The 16,441-nt window shown below is 44.4% G+C and carries 15 protein-coding genes; 1 reads left to right on the top strand and 14 read right to left on the bottom strand.

Translation table 11 applies throughout. The features are described from left to right. Window positions 1-127 precede the first annotated feature (127 nt). Window positions 128-2,110 carry an LTA synthase family protein gene (locus MKX30_RS12760; protein WP_023987993.1) on the top strand — a complete coding sequence of 661 codons (1,983 nt, stop codon included), beginning with the start codon at window positions 128-130 and terminating at the stop codon, window positions 2,108-2,110. A 173-nt stretch (window positions 2,111-2,283) separates the two neighbouring features. Here MKX30_RS12760 and MKX30_RS12765 read toward each other — a convergent pair whose 3' ends face one another. The 14 genes from MKX30_RS12765 to MKX30_RS12830 all read right to left on the bottom strand — a co-directional run bounded on the left by MKX30_RS12765 (window position 2,284) and on the right by MKX30_RS12830 (window position 16,425). Then, window positions 2,284-2,553 carry a hypothetical protein gene (locus tag MKX30_RS12765; RefSeq protein ID WP_023987992.1) on the bottom strand — a complete coding sequence of 90 codons (270 nt, stop codon included), beginning with the start codon at window positions 2,551-2,553 and terminating at the stop codon, window positions 2,284-2,286. Window positions 2,554-2,647: 94 nt separating this feature from the next. Further along, a complete protein-coding gene (locus MKX30_RS12770; protein WP_007429791.1) occupies window positions 2,648-2,869 on the bottom strand; it encodes a DUF1450 domain-containing protein in 222 nt (73 codons plus the stop codon). A 23-nt stretch (window positions 2,870-2,892) separates the two neighbouring features. Continuing rightward, entirely contained in the window at window positions 2,893-3,195 is a 303-nt protein-coding gene (locus MKX30_RS12775) for a heme biosynthesis protein HemY (RefSeq protein WP_013309686.1), read from the bottom strand. A gap of 261 nt (window positions 3,196-3,456) precedes the next feature. Continuing rightward, window positions 3,457-3,723 (bottom strand): hypothetical protein, encoded by a 267-nt coding sequence (locus tag MKX30_RS12780; RefSeq protein WP_023987991.1) that lies wholly within the window; start codon window positions 3,721-3,723, stop codon window positions 3,457-3,459. Window positions 3,724-3,858: 135 nt separating this feature from the next. Next, complete coding sequence (locus MKX30_RS12785) at window positions 3,859-5,079, bottom strand: M14 family metallopeptidase (RefSeq protein ID WP_023987990.1); 1,221 nt, start codon at window positions 5,077-5,079, stop codon at window positions 3,859-3,861. A gap of 120 nt (window positions 5,080-5,199) precedes the next feature. Next, a complete protein-coding gene (racE, locus tag MKX30_RS12790) occupies window positions 5,200-6,009 on the bottom strand; it encodes a glutamate racemase (protein ID WP_023987989.1) in 810 nt (269 codons plus the stop codon). Window positions 6,010-6,217: 208 nt separating this feature from the next. After that, on the bottom strand, window positions 6,218-6,541 hold the full coding sequence (locus MKX30_RS12795) for a YtxH domain-containing protein (protein ID WP_068940242.1): 324 nt from the start codon (window positions 6,539-6,541) through the stop codon (window positions 6,218-6,220). Between the two features lie 96 nt (window positions 6,542-6,637). After that, on the bottom strand, window positions 6,638-7,285 hold the full coding sequence (locus MKX30_RS12800; RefSeq protein ID WP_028542843.1) for a helix-turn-helix transcriptional regulator: 648 nt from the start codon (window positions 7,283-7,285) through the stop codon (window positions 6,638-6,640). Between the two features lie 8 nt (window positions 7,286-7,293). Continuing rightward, on the bottom strand, window positions 7,294-7,734 hold the full coding sequence (locus MKX30_RS12805; protein ID WP_023987986.1) for a DUF86 domain-containing protein: 441 nt from the start codon (window positions 7,732-7,734) through the stop codon (window positions 7,294-7,296). Window positions 7,735-7,758: 24 nt separating this feature from the next. Continuing rightward, a complete protein-coding gene (locus MKX30_RS12810) occupies window positions 7,759-8,046 on the bottom strand; it encodes a Dabb family protein (protein ID WP_013309679.1) in 288 nt (95 codons plus the stop codon). A gap of 80 nt (window positions 8,047-8,126) precedes the next feature. Then, entirely contained in the window at window positions 8,127-8,552 is a 426-nt protein-coding gene (locus tag MKX30_RS12815; RefSeq protein ID WP_023987985.1) for a phage holin family protein, read from the bottom strand. A 206-nt stretch (window positions 8,553-8,758) separates the two neighbouring features. Then, window positions 8,759-9,895 (bottom strand): polysaccharide deacetylase, encoded by a 1,137-nt coding sequence (locus MKX30_RS12820; RefSeq protein WP_023987984.1) that lies wholly within the window; start codon window positions 9,893-9,895, stop codon window positions 8,759-8,761. 963 nt (window positions 9,896-10,858) lie between these two features. After that, window positions 10,859-11,386, bottom strand: coding sequence for a hypothetical protein (locus tag MKX30_RS12825; RefSeq protein ID WP_254325934.1), 528 nt, complete (start codon window positions 11,384-11,386; stop codon window positions 10,859-10,861). Window positions 11,387-11,409: 23 nt separating this feature from the next. Further along, complete coding sequence (locus MKX30_RS12830) at window positions 11,410-16,425, bottom strand: RHS repeat-associated core domain-containing protein (protein ID WP_341062874.1); 5,016 nt, start codon at window positions 16,423-16,425, stop codon at window positions 11,410-11,412. Between the last annotated feature and the right edge of the window lie 16 nt (window positions 16,426-16,441).

Consider the following 16,441-nt stretch of genomic DNA (forward strand, 5'->3'; position numbering starts at 1 on the left):
TGTATTTTCTTTACTTAATCATTGAAATGCGCGAGATGAGCGCTATAATAATTAAAGGCATTTCGGTTTTAACATTACGTTAATATGTAGTTTATACTAGCCGAACATTTCTGCCGGAGGGGGTAAAGTGTTGGTTATTCGCACGTCCAGTGCAAGTCGCACTGGTAACACGTTCAGCAGAGTGCTGCTGTCTCGATATTTTGGATTAGGTCTGTTTTTTGTACTTATGATCGGCAAGCTCGTACTGATTCACTATAACTTGCATGCCCAAAATATTGACATGAATCCGCTGGATTATGTCATCGCTATTGGTTCTCTTTTACTTGTGAGCTTCTGGACCTTATGGCTACCACGTCGCGGACGTTTGATTGCTCTTGTGGTGCTCGATGTTTTGCTCACCGCGCTCATTTATTCCGACATGGTTTATTATCGGTATTTCCAGGATTTCATTACGATTCCCGTCTTACTTCAAGCCGGACAAGTTGACTCTCTGGGCGGAAGTATCGCATCCCTTATGTACTGGTGGGACATTTTCTTTTTTGCAGACTGGATTCTATTCATTCCGTATGTCATATTTGTGGCTTCGTTACGACGTCGACTTACAACGAATGATACTTATTTAGAAGCATCCCGAAGCTCGTTCACAAGGAGGTTCCTGCTTCGCTTCTCCAAAGGGGCATTGGCCTTCCTGATTGGCTATGTATTGACATTTGGGCCGATCAAATATTATACCTCCACATGGGCAACTGGCATATTTGTCGGCAACTGGTGGTCGATGGCCTTGTACAACGTAACCGGATTGATCGGATTTCATGGATATGACATCTACCGCTATGGTCAGGATCACCTTGGTCCCCAGCCTACATTGGCTCAAGCAGAATCCGATAAGGATAAGGAATGGTTTAATCAGCACCAAAAGTTGCTTCAGGTTAAAAATGATCTATCTGGCAAGTATAAGGGCAAAAACGTGATGGTCATACAAGCTGAAGCGTTCATGAACTTTTTTATCGGCAAACAGATCAACGGTCAAGCGATTACGCCTAACTTTGACAAACTGACGAAGGAAAGCATGTATTTCAACAATTATTTTCACCAGACTGCGCAGGGTCGTACTTCGGACGCGGACTTCTCTACACATGCTTCGCTGCATCCGCTCCCTACTGGCTCGGTATTTATCCGTTATGCGGACCATAAATTCGATACGTTACCTTCCATTTTGAAGGATACTGGGTATAGTCCCAATGCGTTTCACGTGTACGATAGCAGCTTCTGGAACCGTTACACCATGTATAAGGCAATGAACTATGACAAGTTCTACAGTAAAAAAGATTTTAAAATAGATGAGCCACTGGGTTGGTCCCTAGGAGATAAATCCTTTTTCCGTCAAACGCTCAATGATCTCACCACCGAAGTTAAGCAGCCGTTCTACGCCTATATGGTCGGTATCTCCAGCCATCATCCGTACAACCTGTCACCTGACGCGGTAGATTTGGACGTTGGCGAGTTTGAAGGTACCATGTTCGGAGACTATCTGAAATCTGTCCATTATGTAGATGAAGCACTGGGCGAATTGGTAGATCAGATGAAGAAAGACGGACTGTGGGATGATACGATCCTGATGTTTTATGGGGATCATGACAATTCTATTAAAGACAAAGCACTGTATGAGAAGTTTTTAGGCAAGCCACTTACGGATCTGGACATGCAGAAAATCATGAATCAAGTGCCATTGCTTGTGCATCTTCCTGACGGAAGTCAGGCGGGCACGTATACGGAACCGGCAGGTCAGTTGGATCTGACGCCTTCCGTAATGCACCTACTTGGGATTTCTACAAAACCATATCATTTTATGGGAAACGATCTGTTTAGCGGGAAGCCTCGTATGGTTGTGCTGCGTACTGGTGCTTTCACCGATGGACGAGTGTACTACATTCCATCTGAAGACGGTACATTTTCCAAAGGGACCTGTTACAACCTGAATACAGGCCAGCCTACAGATGTAAACGCCTGCGGACCGGGCTATACCGAAGCTCTCAATCGGTTGAACATATCCGATCAGGTTATCACATACGATCTTATTCGCGAATGGGAACCACAAACAAAGAAGTAACTCCTTCTTTATCTAATAGACTTTCTGTGGGAGGTTGCTAACATAGCATCCTCCCCGAACTCTTTTAAGGATGCCGATCGCATACCCACCCTGTATATAACAAAAAAGCACGATCCATCAGCTTGTAAGTGCTGTGGATCGTGCTTTTTTATATGGATTGTCACTCGACTGCGCTAGGAACGCAACGTTTTTTTAGCTTGTTCAAGCCGTTGTACCTCTTCACCAAGCATGTCCTCTGCAACTTCTACTGAGTCGTCACCAAGGCTATCCTTTGCCTGCTGTATGGCATGTTCCGCATGAGTGCGAGATTGCTCCGCCTGTTCAATCAGTTGCTCAGCCGGATGTGACAATGCCTGAGAGACGGCATTGTGTAGCCTGTCCACCGAGTTTTGTGTTTGAGCTTCAACACTGTGATTGTCGAGATTAGAATCATATTGGGCCATGAGTCACTCCTCCTTCTGGGCAGTGGTCTACATCCATTAGCATGGATCAGAAGAAGGAGAACTATTCAAAAATTGCGAATGCTGCGTACTGGAACTATTTGATAAAGCGCGCAGCCTTCTCCAATACTTCATCCTCTGTGGCCGCACTCACATAACGTCCGTTCACATATACAAACGCTCGTTTCCCACAAGGACCGCAATACGATTTGCAGCCGATTTTGATCTCGGCATCTGGTGCCATCTTTTGCAACTTGGGCAAGATCGTTTTCAAGCGGATATGATTGCATTCATCACATACGCGAATATCATTGGCCATCTGTCATCCCTCCGAGCTCCGGCTTAGTGGTCGCCGTGATTACCTTGGGAAGGGTTAGTAATGACAAATCCTTCTTCGGGGAAGTACAAGTAATCAATTTTCACACCATCCAGCAGCGGCTGGCCGTTTTCCAAAATTACGTCAATGCCTTTATCTGTAGATACGACAGTATCTGTTTCTTTAGGCGTGTCCAAATCCAGCCCGTAATGAGCATGATCTCCATGAGCATGAGTAATAACAACGCGCAGGCTCTTCCCTTGGTTCTCTTCCTTATCCAGTTCAAGTTTCAATACTTTAGCTGCGTTACGAGTAATTTTGCAGTTCATCAAACTTCATCTCCTTCATATTCATTAAATGAAATGTGGTTCATTGGATACATATCCACACCACACAACCTAGCGGGTAAAATCAACAACTCAAATAATTAGCCTCTATCCCAGAGGGAAAGAGGTACTACGGCAGCACAGCTGCGTCTGAAACATCATCATGAGCCGATAGACCACAATTATATTCAGCATAGCAAAAGGCAATATTCCTATTGTAAAGAAAATCGTGAAAAATCGCAATCACGAAATTCATAAGCTTATCTACCGAACACGTACATGCTGCTTTTCAAGCACATCTGGATATTTTCGTTCGGCACGGGTGACAAACCAATTCATAAGCAATAGCGTCACACCAATATCGTCGATGGGCATAAATGGCATGACATCAGGTAATACCCAATAGAGCAATACAGGCACCGCAAAGAGTAACTTTTCTCCCAGCGGAATCCTTGATGAAGTAATAAATCGGGGCATACGACGAAATACATGTGACCATTGACGGAGAGATAGTAATCTTTTCCACTTCATAGTTGTTCACTCCATTTCCAATGCTCCTAAGTATATATACCCCATTGAAGGGACATGTAAAGAGGAACACTTATAAAAAACGTGTTCCTCCTAATACGCGCAAATGATTCGATACGTTTCAGTAGGCCGAATTTTTCACCATGACAGCACTGTTGCCATTAACATGCCCACTTCTGCTGCAATATCATCGTAATCACGCGTGGGCAGCGGATTTACACCTAGACCGACTTCAACGGTAAACCCTGGTTTACCAAATCGCTGTATAAACCAATCCTTGTACCCTGCATCGCTCCCCCCCAGCTTTACCGCCCGGTACCCTGTTGCGGCAGCTAGCCGTAAGGCCCAATCTCGGCTCTCCTTAGGCTCTAGATCCCGATAATTCCAATAGATCTCCTGTCCCTGACTGTGTATGGATAACACCATGTCGAACTGTTCGCGCTCCGTCAGATCGGCAAGCGCCTTGGACTCTGGTTCAGACAAAGGTGCAGGTCCTGCATAGTCTCGTCGAGACGGACCTATTTTACCGCGTCTGCGTACCTCTTCTTCCCAATATGCCGGAAATTGATCGTTGAGATCGACACCACGAATATTGGCCTTCCAACCGCGATAATCAGCACGTCCTTCATTCCACTTTTTGAGATCATGATACAACGGATGAGTTGGGAGTACACCTTGTTGCACCAGCTCTACCCCATCCGGGTTGACCATCGGAACCACCCATAGGGATGTATGCTCCAGCAAATCCTGCGGAGAACCTCCATACACCCATTGAGAGGTCCCTATATGTTCTTCAGTCCCATCGATCCCTTGTGCATATTGCTCTATAAAACGCAGCAAACAAGGCGTCGTCAGCCATTCATTAGCATGAACAGAAGCATTGGCATGAATTTTACGGGTTCCCTGCCCAATACGTACATAAGGAATATCCTTCCCCATGACACTGGTGCCAATGCTGCCAACTTCAATAAACGGATATCTGAGGGCCAAGGCCGCTAGGTCTTCCTTTAAATCTTCATATCCATATTCTCCACGTAATCGTACAATCTGATCCTGATGGTCTTCAGGAATAACAATAGTTTTTCCTTCCGTAAAATCATGCTCCGCAAGTCCTGGATTGGCTAGCCGTAACTCATCAAGCTCCACACCAAACTGCTTGGCAATCTGTCTTGCATACTCACCAGGCTGAATAACGTATTTACGATCCGTAGACGGACGAATATATAACACTTGACCACTAATCAGATAGGGTTGCGTGGCGGCCCACGGATTATCTACGATCAAAGTATCCGCCGATAGTTTAAAAGCCGAGGCGACCCGGTGCAATGTATCTCCTTTTTGAACGATATATTCCCTCATCTTACTACGCCCCTTCCATCTGCCTTACTGCATGTTATGCAGACGCGGCGTGTCTTGATGTAGCGAAAAGCAAAACAACCGACTTCTTTTGTCCAATGACAAAAAAAGTCGGCTGTCTCGTTAATCCAAATTGGTGACTTGCCAGACGACAGGCGTTTGGCGAATTTGCTCCCCGAGCCACTGTGCGGCAATGCGCTGGAACAATTCAGGATCGCCGGAACAAAAAAGCTGATGCACCGGCGTTTCGTCCCCAGCTTCCAACTTGCCTTTGTTATACAAAATGGTACTCGTCTCACGCGCCGTTTCATCTGCCGAGCTAATGAGCTTTACTGCAGGCCCCATGACTTCTTGAATCGTTTCCTTCAAAAAAGGATAATGCGTACAACCAAGAATCAGACAATCAATCGGATACGTTTGAATAGGTCTCAATGTCTCCTCCACAACCTGCGATGTCGTCTTGGAGCGGAATAACCCTTGTTCCACCAATGGAACAAGCGCAGGACAAGCATGGCTCACCACGTCTACATAAGGAGACAATTGCTTGAGCGCAGCTGTATACGCTCCGCTTCGAATCGTACCGACAGTCCCAATCACCCCGACATGCCCGGTAGCCGTCGCGCTAATCGCAGCACGAGCCCCAGGGTGAATGACTCCGATCACCGGAATGGATACCTTTTGGCTTATATAGTCCAATGCCGCGGCAGTAGCCGTGTTACAAGCAATAATAATGACTTTCGGATCAAATTGAATCAGAAAATCAACCATTTGCTCTGTAAATTTTTTAACCTCTTCCGATGGTCGGGGGCCATACGGAGTGCGCGCAGTGTCTCCAAAATAAATGATTTTTTCCCGTGGAAGCTGACGCATGACTTCTTTTACAACCGTCAAACCTCCTACACCGGAATCCAATATTGCAATCGCTTGCTGCACGTACACACCGCTTCCTTTTTTGTTCAAATATGAGTTGTTTCATCTCGGAAAGCTATCCGTTGCTACATACCTTATGTCGTATTAATGTAAAAGGTACCCCAAAAGATTACCCTAAAACGAGGAAGTGATCAATAAAAAGGCTCCACCCCAACGGGAGAAGCCACGAATTCAAACCGTATTCAGTGTTTCACCTACGTTTTACAGACCGTTACAGAGCATCTTTTTCCGTATCTTCTTGAACAGTCGCTGATGAAATACTAACCTCAGGAATAATTTCACCCTTTTTACGCCATTGCCCAATTTCATGAATGACGGCTGAGGCTGTCTCCTTAATTTTGTCAGTATACTCAATTGAGGTGTCTGAAATTTTCCCCGCTAGCTCCTGTCCCTTATCACTTACGTTGCGCGCCTGATCTGTAATATTCTGACGCAGCTCACGACCAGACTTAGGGGCAAATAACAAAGCAGCAACCGAACCAATAATGCTGCCTGCCAACGCGCCTCGGATAAAACTTTTGCAGTTCTCCTTCATCATCATCTCTCCCTTGTGCCCGGGCGAATGCCCATCTGTTAGTGCATTATAAGCATGGAGAGCTTGTCATGATACAGAAAACAAGCCTGAAAAGTTTTACTTTTTTTTAGAGCGGATACGATACAGGCAACAACGGCCCCCATCCGCCAAACAATCCTCACGAACAACCTCGGCATCAAGCAGCTCCTCAAACATTTGCTGCTCGCATTCACAAGCCTTGCGGTAACGGCCTGCAATTTGAGAGATAGGACAATTGTATTCCACAATAGAGTAGCTACCATCCTCTTCCTCGTGCCACTCTGCCATATATCCGGAAGCATTCTGGATGCCCGAAAGCTTTTCCACACGTGAGGCCAGTGTAGTCTTCCCCTCCATGTGAGGGGCGTAGCGCTTCATCATTTTACGTTTTCTACCATCAAACAGCGAGTAAACAGCTTCCATTCCCTGTTCTTCATCCAGCTCCTCTAACAGTTCCAGTAACAGATGATCATAATTACGAGGAAACTGCTCGCTTCCCTGCTCGCTCAGACTGTATAAAAACGTCGGGCGTCCCATCGCCTGTCTCACGATCGTAGCCACGATCAGACCATCCTGCTCCATCAATTTGAGATGCCTGCGCACTCCCATTTCGGTAATGCCCAATTGAGCTGCCAAGCTTCCGACGCCCACAGGTCCCTGGGTTTTCAATAATGTCATGATCATGCGCCTAGTGGGCATTTCGGGTACGATATACTTATCCGTCACTTTTGCCTTTACACTCCCTCGGGCTGGGGACCCAATTCCTTATTTAAATAATCATGCACGTTAGATGCAAAAAGCTCCAGCAACCCAGGCAGCTTTGGTGTAAGCGGGTGAAGGCTTGTCCGGTCCCAATGGAAGTACTCCTGTACTAGGGGTTTACGTAAGCCTACCAGCTCTACTAGCGAATGAAATACGGTATCATCCAGTACACCCTCCTCATGAATGATACCGATAATATCCTCATAGCTACTAGCGTCACGCATAATAAATCCGTCGATGATATAGCTTCCTACGTCCGTTACCGTCTCAATTGCCAGATGAAGGCAGCGCTCCTGCACTAGCCCCTGCAACAGATCGCCGTTCCAGGCAGCAGAAGTCTGGCGAAGTCCGGCGACAATGTCGGGAACAGCCCCTAGTCGAAGCTCAATTTGTTCCCGGTTGACATAATACAAGGTCCTACACCTCCAGTAATCGCTTTAGATTTCATAATCAACTGCGATAGATACATCCTTTACTTCATTCATGTGTACAATAATTTCCTGGTGCACAGGATGTACCTGATACGTTTGCAAATCCTCCAGTGTTTCGACAACAGCGGTAAGGGAAATATCATAAGAACGTTCCGAACGAATCACATCCGTACCTACTTCGAGTGACAGCAGCTCTTTGATTTTGCCGTTCATGCTGCGCAAAATGGATGCCGTGTGCTCAATGCTTTCGGGGGAGCGGTCTTTCAATTTGAACAAAACAATATGTTTAATCATGCGTATAGGCTCCTTATCTTAAAATGTTCTCTTGAAAATTTTATCATAACGCCCCACATACGGAAAGAAACTTTGTAATTCTAGCGATCTTTTCCGCCATTTTTACCATCAGACTCCTTGTCCTTTAATAGGGCAAAAAAATTCTTGAGCTTCGGTGGGAGCGGCAGACCCATTCGTGAACAGTTTTCCGTAATAGAGATCAATTCATTGGATAAATAAAAATACGTTGTCGCCCCTTTCATGATTTCGGTACCCATCAGGAGATCCACATGATGCGCCAAAGAAATTACCATTAGCATTAAAGCCTTTCTAGCCAGCCCCCAAAAGCCGGCTTTACTGCTTAAACCTTGCCCAGTCTTAATTGCTGCGGCGACTCCAGTCACATAATCAACAGCCATTGCAACCGTGAATAGCACCATTAGCTGATTCCAGCCGCCAAAGGCAAACGTAATAAGGGCTCCTGCGGTAGCGCAAATCATACTAAACATACTCGGATTAATATTCATACCTCTCCTCCTCTCGGGGCGGTTACTGTAATATATGCAGCGACGTGGTAACCCGTAAAGTCATATGACCTGTGCATAGACATGAATTCATAGATTCATATAAAGCATGCTGCAAACTTCACAATTCCGAGCGAATACAACAAAAAGACACCTTTTCAACCACTATATAATGGTTGAAAAGGTGCCTTTTCTTTCATGCTATTCAATTAACGATGATCATTCCAAAAATTAAGCGGAGTCAGGTTATCATTCAACGGCTCGAACGAGTATCCTTCTTTCTGCAAAGCGGCCATGATTTGTGGAAGAACCTTGATCGTAGATGGCTTATCATGCATAAGAACGACTGGTGTTCTGCCTTGCTTTTTCAATCTTCTAATATCACTTAGGACAGTCTGTACAAAATGCTCTGGATTTTTAGTATAACGCCAATCATTGGAATCGATATTCCAGTCCCAAATATGATAACCTGCACCCGTCAGTTGATCACGATATGCTTTCTTCAAATACGGTTTGCTGCCATAAGGTGTACGAATCAAAGAAGTGCGTTTTCCTGTAGCCTTAAATAAAATTTCATTATCCTGATTCATCTCTGCCAATGCTGCTGCCGGGGATGCATAGATTTTCTTCACCTGATGCGTCATCCCATGCAGGCCCAAACCATGACCCGCCTCTACCATTCTTTTCATCACTGCGCTATGTTGACGAATTTCAGGTCCCAGCATGAAGAAAGTAGCCTTCGCATTATATTTATCTAAAATATCCAGCAGCTGCGACGTATGCGCCGTAGGACCATCATCGAAGCTCAAATAAATCGTACGACTGGATGATGAGGCAGTTCCCTTGTTGCCTGAATTGCTGGCTTTGCCCGGTTTGACAGCTGCATACTGTTTAATTTCTGTTGCGAATGTATTCAAAAACTGAGCATCAGACAAACTAGCATTTGCGTTCTGAATTCGATATAGATTACTTGTTGGAAGCGTAATAGTGAAGCCGAACGCATCGGTCAAAGTGCGAATTGGCACCATTGTACGATCTCCACGCTCGAACACATCCCCCTTGTTCAAATCCAGCGTAAAGCTGCGATTATGTCCAGTCAGTACCAATGTGTTGCCGTTGGCCGAAGTAGAAATCCCCATCTTTTGCCCTAATGTAACGATAGGAACATACAACTTATCATTTTTCATTACGGGCTGAATGGTATTCGAATCTAGCAACACATCATTGACCCCCAGCAAAGGAGCCTTCGCTTGTGCACTCGCCGTATTCGTATGTATACCTAGCAAACCCAAACAACAGATTGCCATCAAGCATACAGCCATCCATTTTGCATTTAAAAGCTTCATTCATTACACCATCCTGTGCTGTATTTTATAATGTGCGGGAGCTATCTCTAGCTTGTCTATGAAGTTATACAGACATGACGATATAGACATGGCAATATAGACATTCACTCAACATATAGAACATAAACGCGTATGAACCGACTGAACCTGACGTCTTTTCGTTCCCCCTATATATATTAATAGATTACCAGACTATAGTAGGTAAATATAGTAAAACAATTTGAAAACAATCTCGCAACCCCCCTACCAGAGAAGGTTACAAAGTTGTGAATAAATTGGCCGGAGTTAATAAGAGTACAAGCGATTAGTAGATTCTTTTGATGGAACTAGAACCTATAAAACAAGTCTTTTATGAATTTTATACTCAGTATTAAGTGGCTATACCGACAAATTCCCCTCTGCCCGTTAGGAAACTATCTGATTATCATTTATAATATACTTATTGTTTCAGCAATAGTTATACATAATTATTTAAAATTATCATCTAGACACTCTTCTGCTCATAAGAAATACTTCATTTCTCGAACCTGCTCGTGTATTCTTTAAATAAGTACATCCTAAAATTCTTTTTTTTGTAATTTCATTATTTATCTTTGGGAATACATTTAAATTATATAAATCTAGCTATGTTCGAAAAAATTATTTATGTACTTTGAGTGGATCACAAAAGAAGACCTTGAAGAGAAATCTCCAAGATCTTCTGAAGTATTAATCCAATGTAAAATAACCATCATCGATTTTTCCATTTAAAATCAAATAACAACCTCATTTAATCTTAACGTCTTACAATATTGGAATAAAAGATATTACTTGGTTTTGACTACATTCCGAAAAGTTACCTAACATCAAAGCACCTCGTTGCAATTCAACAATTAATCTTGTTTCTGGAAATCGCCAAAATAGCTTTTAAATCCATTCGGATAATCTTTACTATAGTTATCAAAAGCATTCCTCATCGCTTCTTCAATTGTAGAGAACTCCTTCACCATCAATTGCGTTATACTCTGCAATTAAACGCGACATGCCCGAAAGGCTACCCTCTTCATATCCTGATTCCCTTAGCCCCGATATAATATTGAAAAGAACTCTTTTCCATTCTGATCTAAAAGACTTCTTAGATAGAGTAATAGCTCCTTTAGTGGTCAATAATTGTTCAGTATGTCCCAAAACAGAACCCCATTGAGAGTTTATTTCCATTTGCTCATCCGACCAACTTATATTCCATACATTAGCAAATGTATCAGATGCCCAATGCAAAGATATCTCACCAGATGAATTACTTCTTAATTTTTCAAGAATATAAAGAATATCATCTATCATATAACTAATGTCATATTTATAACATAGCGGTATATATATGGATTTCCAAACCATGACAGCCTTTTCAGTCATCATTGGAAATATTGTTTCAATTGCATTTGATAAATTTTGATCTTCTCCATCAAAGAAACCTGTACATCTAGGACAACTTGCTTGAATCCAAAAATCCACAATTCTTGACCTCCTCTTATTTTTTAGGGCATAGGATACCCATGCCAAGTTCCCGTGCCATTATTTCGAACCCACATTTTTGTAGCTGGAACTGTTGTTCCATCGGGCAAGTGTATAATGGATTTTGAACCTGATGGCAAATCAAAATATCCATTTTCACCAGGTTTTAATGTGTTCGCCTTCTCTGTAGCATAATCTAAATCAGCCTTATTCCACTGACCTTGAGGTTTCCCTTCGTTTTTGGCTCGGGCCGGACCTTCTTTCCAATTCACACCGTGTTTTTTACTCCCATTTACGGCTGCTTCCGGTTTGACAAGACCTCCTTTAGCACCTTTAGCAGCCCCAATAGTTTTGCTAAGTTTCCCTGCCACGCCTTTAGATCCCGGACTCAGAGCGGCTAGTCCATTGGATATTCCTACGTCCCTTCGCCATTTGGTATAATCTGCAAGAAGCTGGCTTTGAGCCCAACTTGCATTACCTGATGTATTCCCATATGACCCAGTCCGGGTCATCATCCCAAATAGATACTTATAGCGATTGTTATTAGCTTCTCCATATATTGGTCCAAAGATTGTTCCCAATTTTTCACGCGCTAACCAATAGGCCGCATCATTTGGAGTAAACTGCTTAGAATATCCCAACAAATTTTCTATGTCCGGTACTGAATACAGATGCCCACTCGGATCCACATAGAATAGTGGATTATTGGCTGCATACGCATACCCGTTCAAGCTTTGCGGATCGCTCATCTCTCCCTGATACGTATCCTCGCCCATAAAACGGGCTGTGCCTGGATCATACCAGCGAGCCCGCAGGTACTGGAGTCCGGTCGTATCGTCCCAATACTCGCCAGCATAGCGCAGCACATTCGGAACGGTCTCTTTGACCTTCTCCGGGCCGCCCCAGATATCGTAGCTGTAGCTATTCAATTCCTTGCCCGAACTATCACTTAGGCCTACTACATCACCGTGACCGTTGAGCTGATAATATTGCAACTGCCCGCTTACCTTGTCTTGTCTGGCCCACAGTTGACCGGACAAGTCATACACGTAAGCGTAAGTGATCTTGGCTGTTCCACCTTGGACCTCGGCTTCCGCAATCAGCTTCGCTTCTTCGTCATAGTAATACCGAGTCGTTTTGCCGCCCTCTGTACGCTCGTACAGTAGACCGTCTCCGTTATAGCTGTACCCGACCTCTTTGCCTTCACCGGTCACCTTTGTCAGACGGCTGACAGAATCATACGTATATTCAGCATTTTTCATGCCGAACACTTTGCCACTGCTTTCAGCGCTTCGGTTTCCATTCGGATCGTAGCCATAGGTCTTATTTTTTTCACCAGCGGCTTCGCTGGCAATCCGATTTGACGGGTCATATCCAAACTGGTCTGTTGTTCCGTTTTGTGTACGTCCGATGATGTTTTTATTCCCATCCCGTTCATAACCAAATTGGTGTAGCGCCGTACCGCCTTGCTCCACCGTAACCCCGGATAAATCCAGTCCGTTATAGCTGAATCGTGTACTCAGTCCTCTGCTCGAAGACTGACCTTTTAGCAAACCATTAGGAGCATAATCAAACGTCATGCTATCTAGTGATCCACCCGCAGCAGCACTCGCTTCTCCCAAACTCTGTACATTTGCCACACCGGTCCCAGCGCTAATGTCCATTTGGGTAACTCGGCCCACACTGTCCAGCTTGGATTGAACATGCATAGACGTGCCAGCAGCATCTGTTAGCACATAGCCTGTACGAGACTGCTTGTTGTATTCATAGCTGATGTGCGTACCATCAGGGTACTTCAGCCCAGTCAACGACCCATCTGATGGATCATAGGCATAGGTGGTCGTTCCCTGACCATCTGTCATGCTTTTTCTTCGTCCTGCGCTGTCATAGGTATAATTGGTTTTAAAATCGGGACCTGCCGCTTCGGTAACTAATCCGTCAGTGTTATATTGAAAGGTAATGGCATCCGATTTTCCTGTCAACATACGGGAGATAGTTCCATCCGTATCGTAAATATTTAACGTAGTTCCTCCGCTTGATTTCTCAAGTAACGTACGTCTGCCCAACTCATCATATGAATACACATTTTTTTGCCCATCTGGAAACTGAACGGTCTTCAAATTTCCGGCTAGATCATACACATAGCTGACCTGCTGTCCGGATGGATCAGTGACCGAGGTCATTTGTCCCAAAGCATCGTAATCATAGAGCGTGCGTTGACCATTACCGTCTGTACGGCTAGTGACCATACCCGCATAATTATAAGCTAACGATTCCAGCGGCTGAAATGATCCATTTTTAGCTTCTTGTGTGGAAGTCACACGACCTAAAGCATCTGATACTTCACGCACACGATAACCGGACACATCCGTCTGAGTGACAGTACGATCCACCGCGTTATACGTCACGGTATCTGTTGTGCCATCCGCATAGGTCGTCTTCACAGGTCGTCCAAAGGCATCATAGGCATAGCGAGTGGTTGCTTGTTCGGCATCCGTGCTTTCTACCAAATCCCCATTCTCATCATAACTATAACCATAGATTGCATCACCCACTTGCTGCTGGAGCATTTGCCCGAACGGATTATACAATCTTTCGGCGCTGATACCATCGGGTCCGGTGACAGTGACATCATTCGTATCATCCTTGTACACCACGACGGTTTGAGTTCCATCTGGATAAGTAACCTTTGTTACACGTCCCAAAGAATCATATACATAGGACTCTGTTTTGCGCTTGGCATCTGTTTGGGACTTGATTTCTCCAGTCGGATAGTAGTCATACGTGTACTCAACACCTTTAGGCAAAAGCTGCCTTGTTGGGAGCTGAGAACCATAGGGAGACTTATAATCAATAGAAACATCCGTATAGTTTCTGTCATCAATAAGAACTTTCTGACCACTTACATTCCCTTTTGCATTGTAAAAAGTATAGGTATGTGATAAAAGCTTCCCTTGCTCTGTACCTTCATAGTTTTTCAGTTCATACAATGCGCCCTCTGCTTTATAAGTTCGAACTGTCGTTCCAGTTTTTCCTTCACTTATTTTAGTAACCGTCTGGGTAGGTTGAACCCAGAAAAAAGGCTCACTAGAGGTTTTATACGTATGAACAGTCTCCGATCCCGTACTTTGGGATATTTTCAAAGGAAGGCCATATTCATTGTAGTCATAGGAGGTCGTTACAGGTTCTGATGAAGAACCTCCCTCCGTATAGGACTCTCGCATTTGCACAGGCAAATTCCAGTCCATGGCATCATTATACGTGTAATCTATATGATAGCCGGTAGAATCTCCCTCTTGATCATAGCTGTTTAGAACAAGCTTGTCCGGTACGTTATCTCCTCTAAAGACTTTACCGAAATGGAAGGTTTCCGCTGTACGTGTCCCTTTGGCAACTACCGTCCATTCAGCGTTTTTCCCATAGTTGGCTAGATCTTCCCCGGAATAGGTGAAATCAATTTTATTTAAATAACGATTGCCTGCGGTTGTACTGTACATATCAGCGCGTGAAACCACCTTGAACACGCCTTGTGTACCGTATACACCTATCTGCTTGTTAAATGCTTCATAACGAATGTCTGTGATCGATGAAGTAGGTCGTACAATTCGTGTAAGCAACGCCGATGCATTTTGCTGTAGGGCTCCAGTCTTTCCTTCACCATCTACGACCACATTAAAAGGAGCGTCCATGAATGTATACGCATAGCTTGTGCTTCTGGAAAGAGAATCCAACACTTCTGACAGCACCTTGCTGCTTCCCTCGCCACTTTGACGATAAGTGTACTGATGGTCTGTACCCTGCTCTTTAACAACAAGCTGTCCAGCATTGTAAGTGAAGTCAAGCTCTCTGCCATCATTATTTCGAATCGAACGAATGAGCTTTGCTCCACCAGAACTTGTATAGTCAAATTCCACCCGATTCTTATACGCATCCTGGATTAAAATCAAATAACCGTCCTGATCCAGAAAATAGTCGTTTCCATTCAGCACTGCTATTTTGTATGCACTGCTTACTCCCTGCACGCTTGCGCTTTGATCTGTACTGATCTTCAGATCTTTGTATGCATATCCTTCAAGCTGCAAATCATTTTTCATTTCATAGGAGCCTGTTCCCGGCATATACAAATACCGCTTACCATCCTGTTTCTGTATATGAGGAAGATCCCACTTCCAGCCTCTTCCCAGACCAGAAGCTGCTTCCTCCTCGCGGATGGCACTGGTGTTTGTATACAACCCTTCATTTTGCTGCACACCAATCTGGTTATTTGCCAATGAACTGTTATACACACGAGTCAGTGCGAAGGGTAATGAACCCGGCAGCACCAAGTCCGTATTTTGCACGACAAGCTGTCCATAAGCGGTGGATACACCGTTGTCACCGTAATTCAGCCCATAACGTGAAGCATCATCACTCAACCTGCTTTGTGCAAGCGCCGCCTGATCAAAAGGAGCATACACATCTGTTGTAGCAGATACCTGCAACAAACTTTGTTTAAGTAAATCCTTCCCGATCAGTCCGTTTTCTCCTGGAGTCGGAGCATATACGGAATCATTTACTCGGGGGATGGATGGTATATCCATCTCAGTCGTGTCTGGAGCCGGCGCTTTATCCTCTTCCTTATCTAGCGGTTGTTGAGTTGCCTTTTCATCCTGGGCGGCCTGAGTGGGCTTTTCACCTTCCTTCAGCTCAGCCGACTCATCAGACGGTTCCGCCTTTGCATTTGTGCTCAATGTCAGCCCATTCTGCTGTACCCACAAGCTTGGACTTTGCTCCGGTAATGAATTTTCTCCACCATCTTTTTGCCAAGCTTTATAAATATCATATAAAGTATAGCCTTTGGATAACTGTGCATTGACCCAAGCCTGATCTTTACCAGTTTGCTGCGCAAGCCATGCTCTGGTAATAATCTGTGGAGTGGAAGACGAAGAAGACTGAGAAGCTGCCGCCTCTCCGTGCCCTTCTTCTCCATATGCCCATGTGCTCCATGGACCCAGCAACATTGCCATACATAGTAGACTACAAATATAACGTTTAAACACTCGCTCACCCCTATTT

It is taken from the genome of Paenibacillus sp. FSL P2-0173 (genome assembly GCF_038008045.1).
GTDB classification, from domain to species: Bacteria; Bacillota; Bacilli; order Paenibacillales; family Paenibacillaceae; genus Paenibacillus; species Paenibacillus polymyxa_B.

What these genes read in the sequence shown, in the direction of transcription:
- MKX30_RS12765 (WP_023987992.1), bottom strand. Translation starts at nt 2,553, where the DNA reads ATGGCCCAATATGATTCTAATCTCGACAATCACAGTGTTGAAGCTCAA.
- MKX30_RS12770 (WP_007429791.1), bottom strand. Translation starts at nt 2,869, where the DNA reads ATGGCCAATGATATTCGCGTATGTGATGAATGCAATCATATCCGCTTG.
- MKX30_RS12775 (WP_013309686.1), bottom strand. Translation starts at nt 3,195, where the DNA reads ATGAACTGCAAAATTACTCGTAACGCAGCTAAAGTATTGAAACTTGAA.
- MKX30_RS12780 (WP_023987991.1), bottom strand. Translation starts at nt 3,723, where the DNA reads ATGAAGTGGAAAAGATTACTATCTCTCCGTCAATGGTCACATGTATTT.
- MKX30_RS12785 (WP_023987990.1), bottom strand. Translation starts at nt 5,079, where the DNA reads ATGAGGGAATATATCGTTCAAAAAGGAGATACATTGCACCGGGTCGCC.
- MKX30_RS12795 (WP_068940242.1), bottom strand. Translation starts at nt 6,541, where the DNA reads ATGAAGGAGAACTGCAAAAGTTTTATCCGAGGCGCGTTGGCAGGCAGC.
- MKX30_RS12810 (WP_013309679.1), bottom strand. Translation starts at nt 8,046, where the DNA reads ATGATTAAACATATTGTTTTGTTCAAATTGAAAGACCGCTCCCCCGAA.
- MKX30_RS12815 (WP_023987985.1), bottom strand. Translation starts at nt 8,552, where the DNA reads ATGAATATTAATCCGAGTATGTTTAGTATGATTTGCGCTACCGCAGGA.
- MKX30_RS12820 (WP_023987984.1), bottom strand. Translation starts at nt 9,895, where the DNA reads ATGAAGCTTTTAAATGCAAAATGGATGGCTGTATGCTTGATGGCAATC.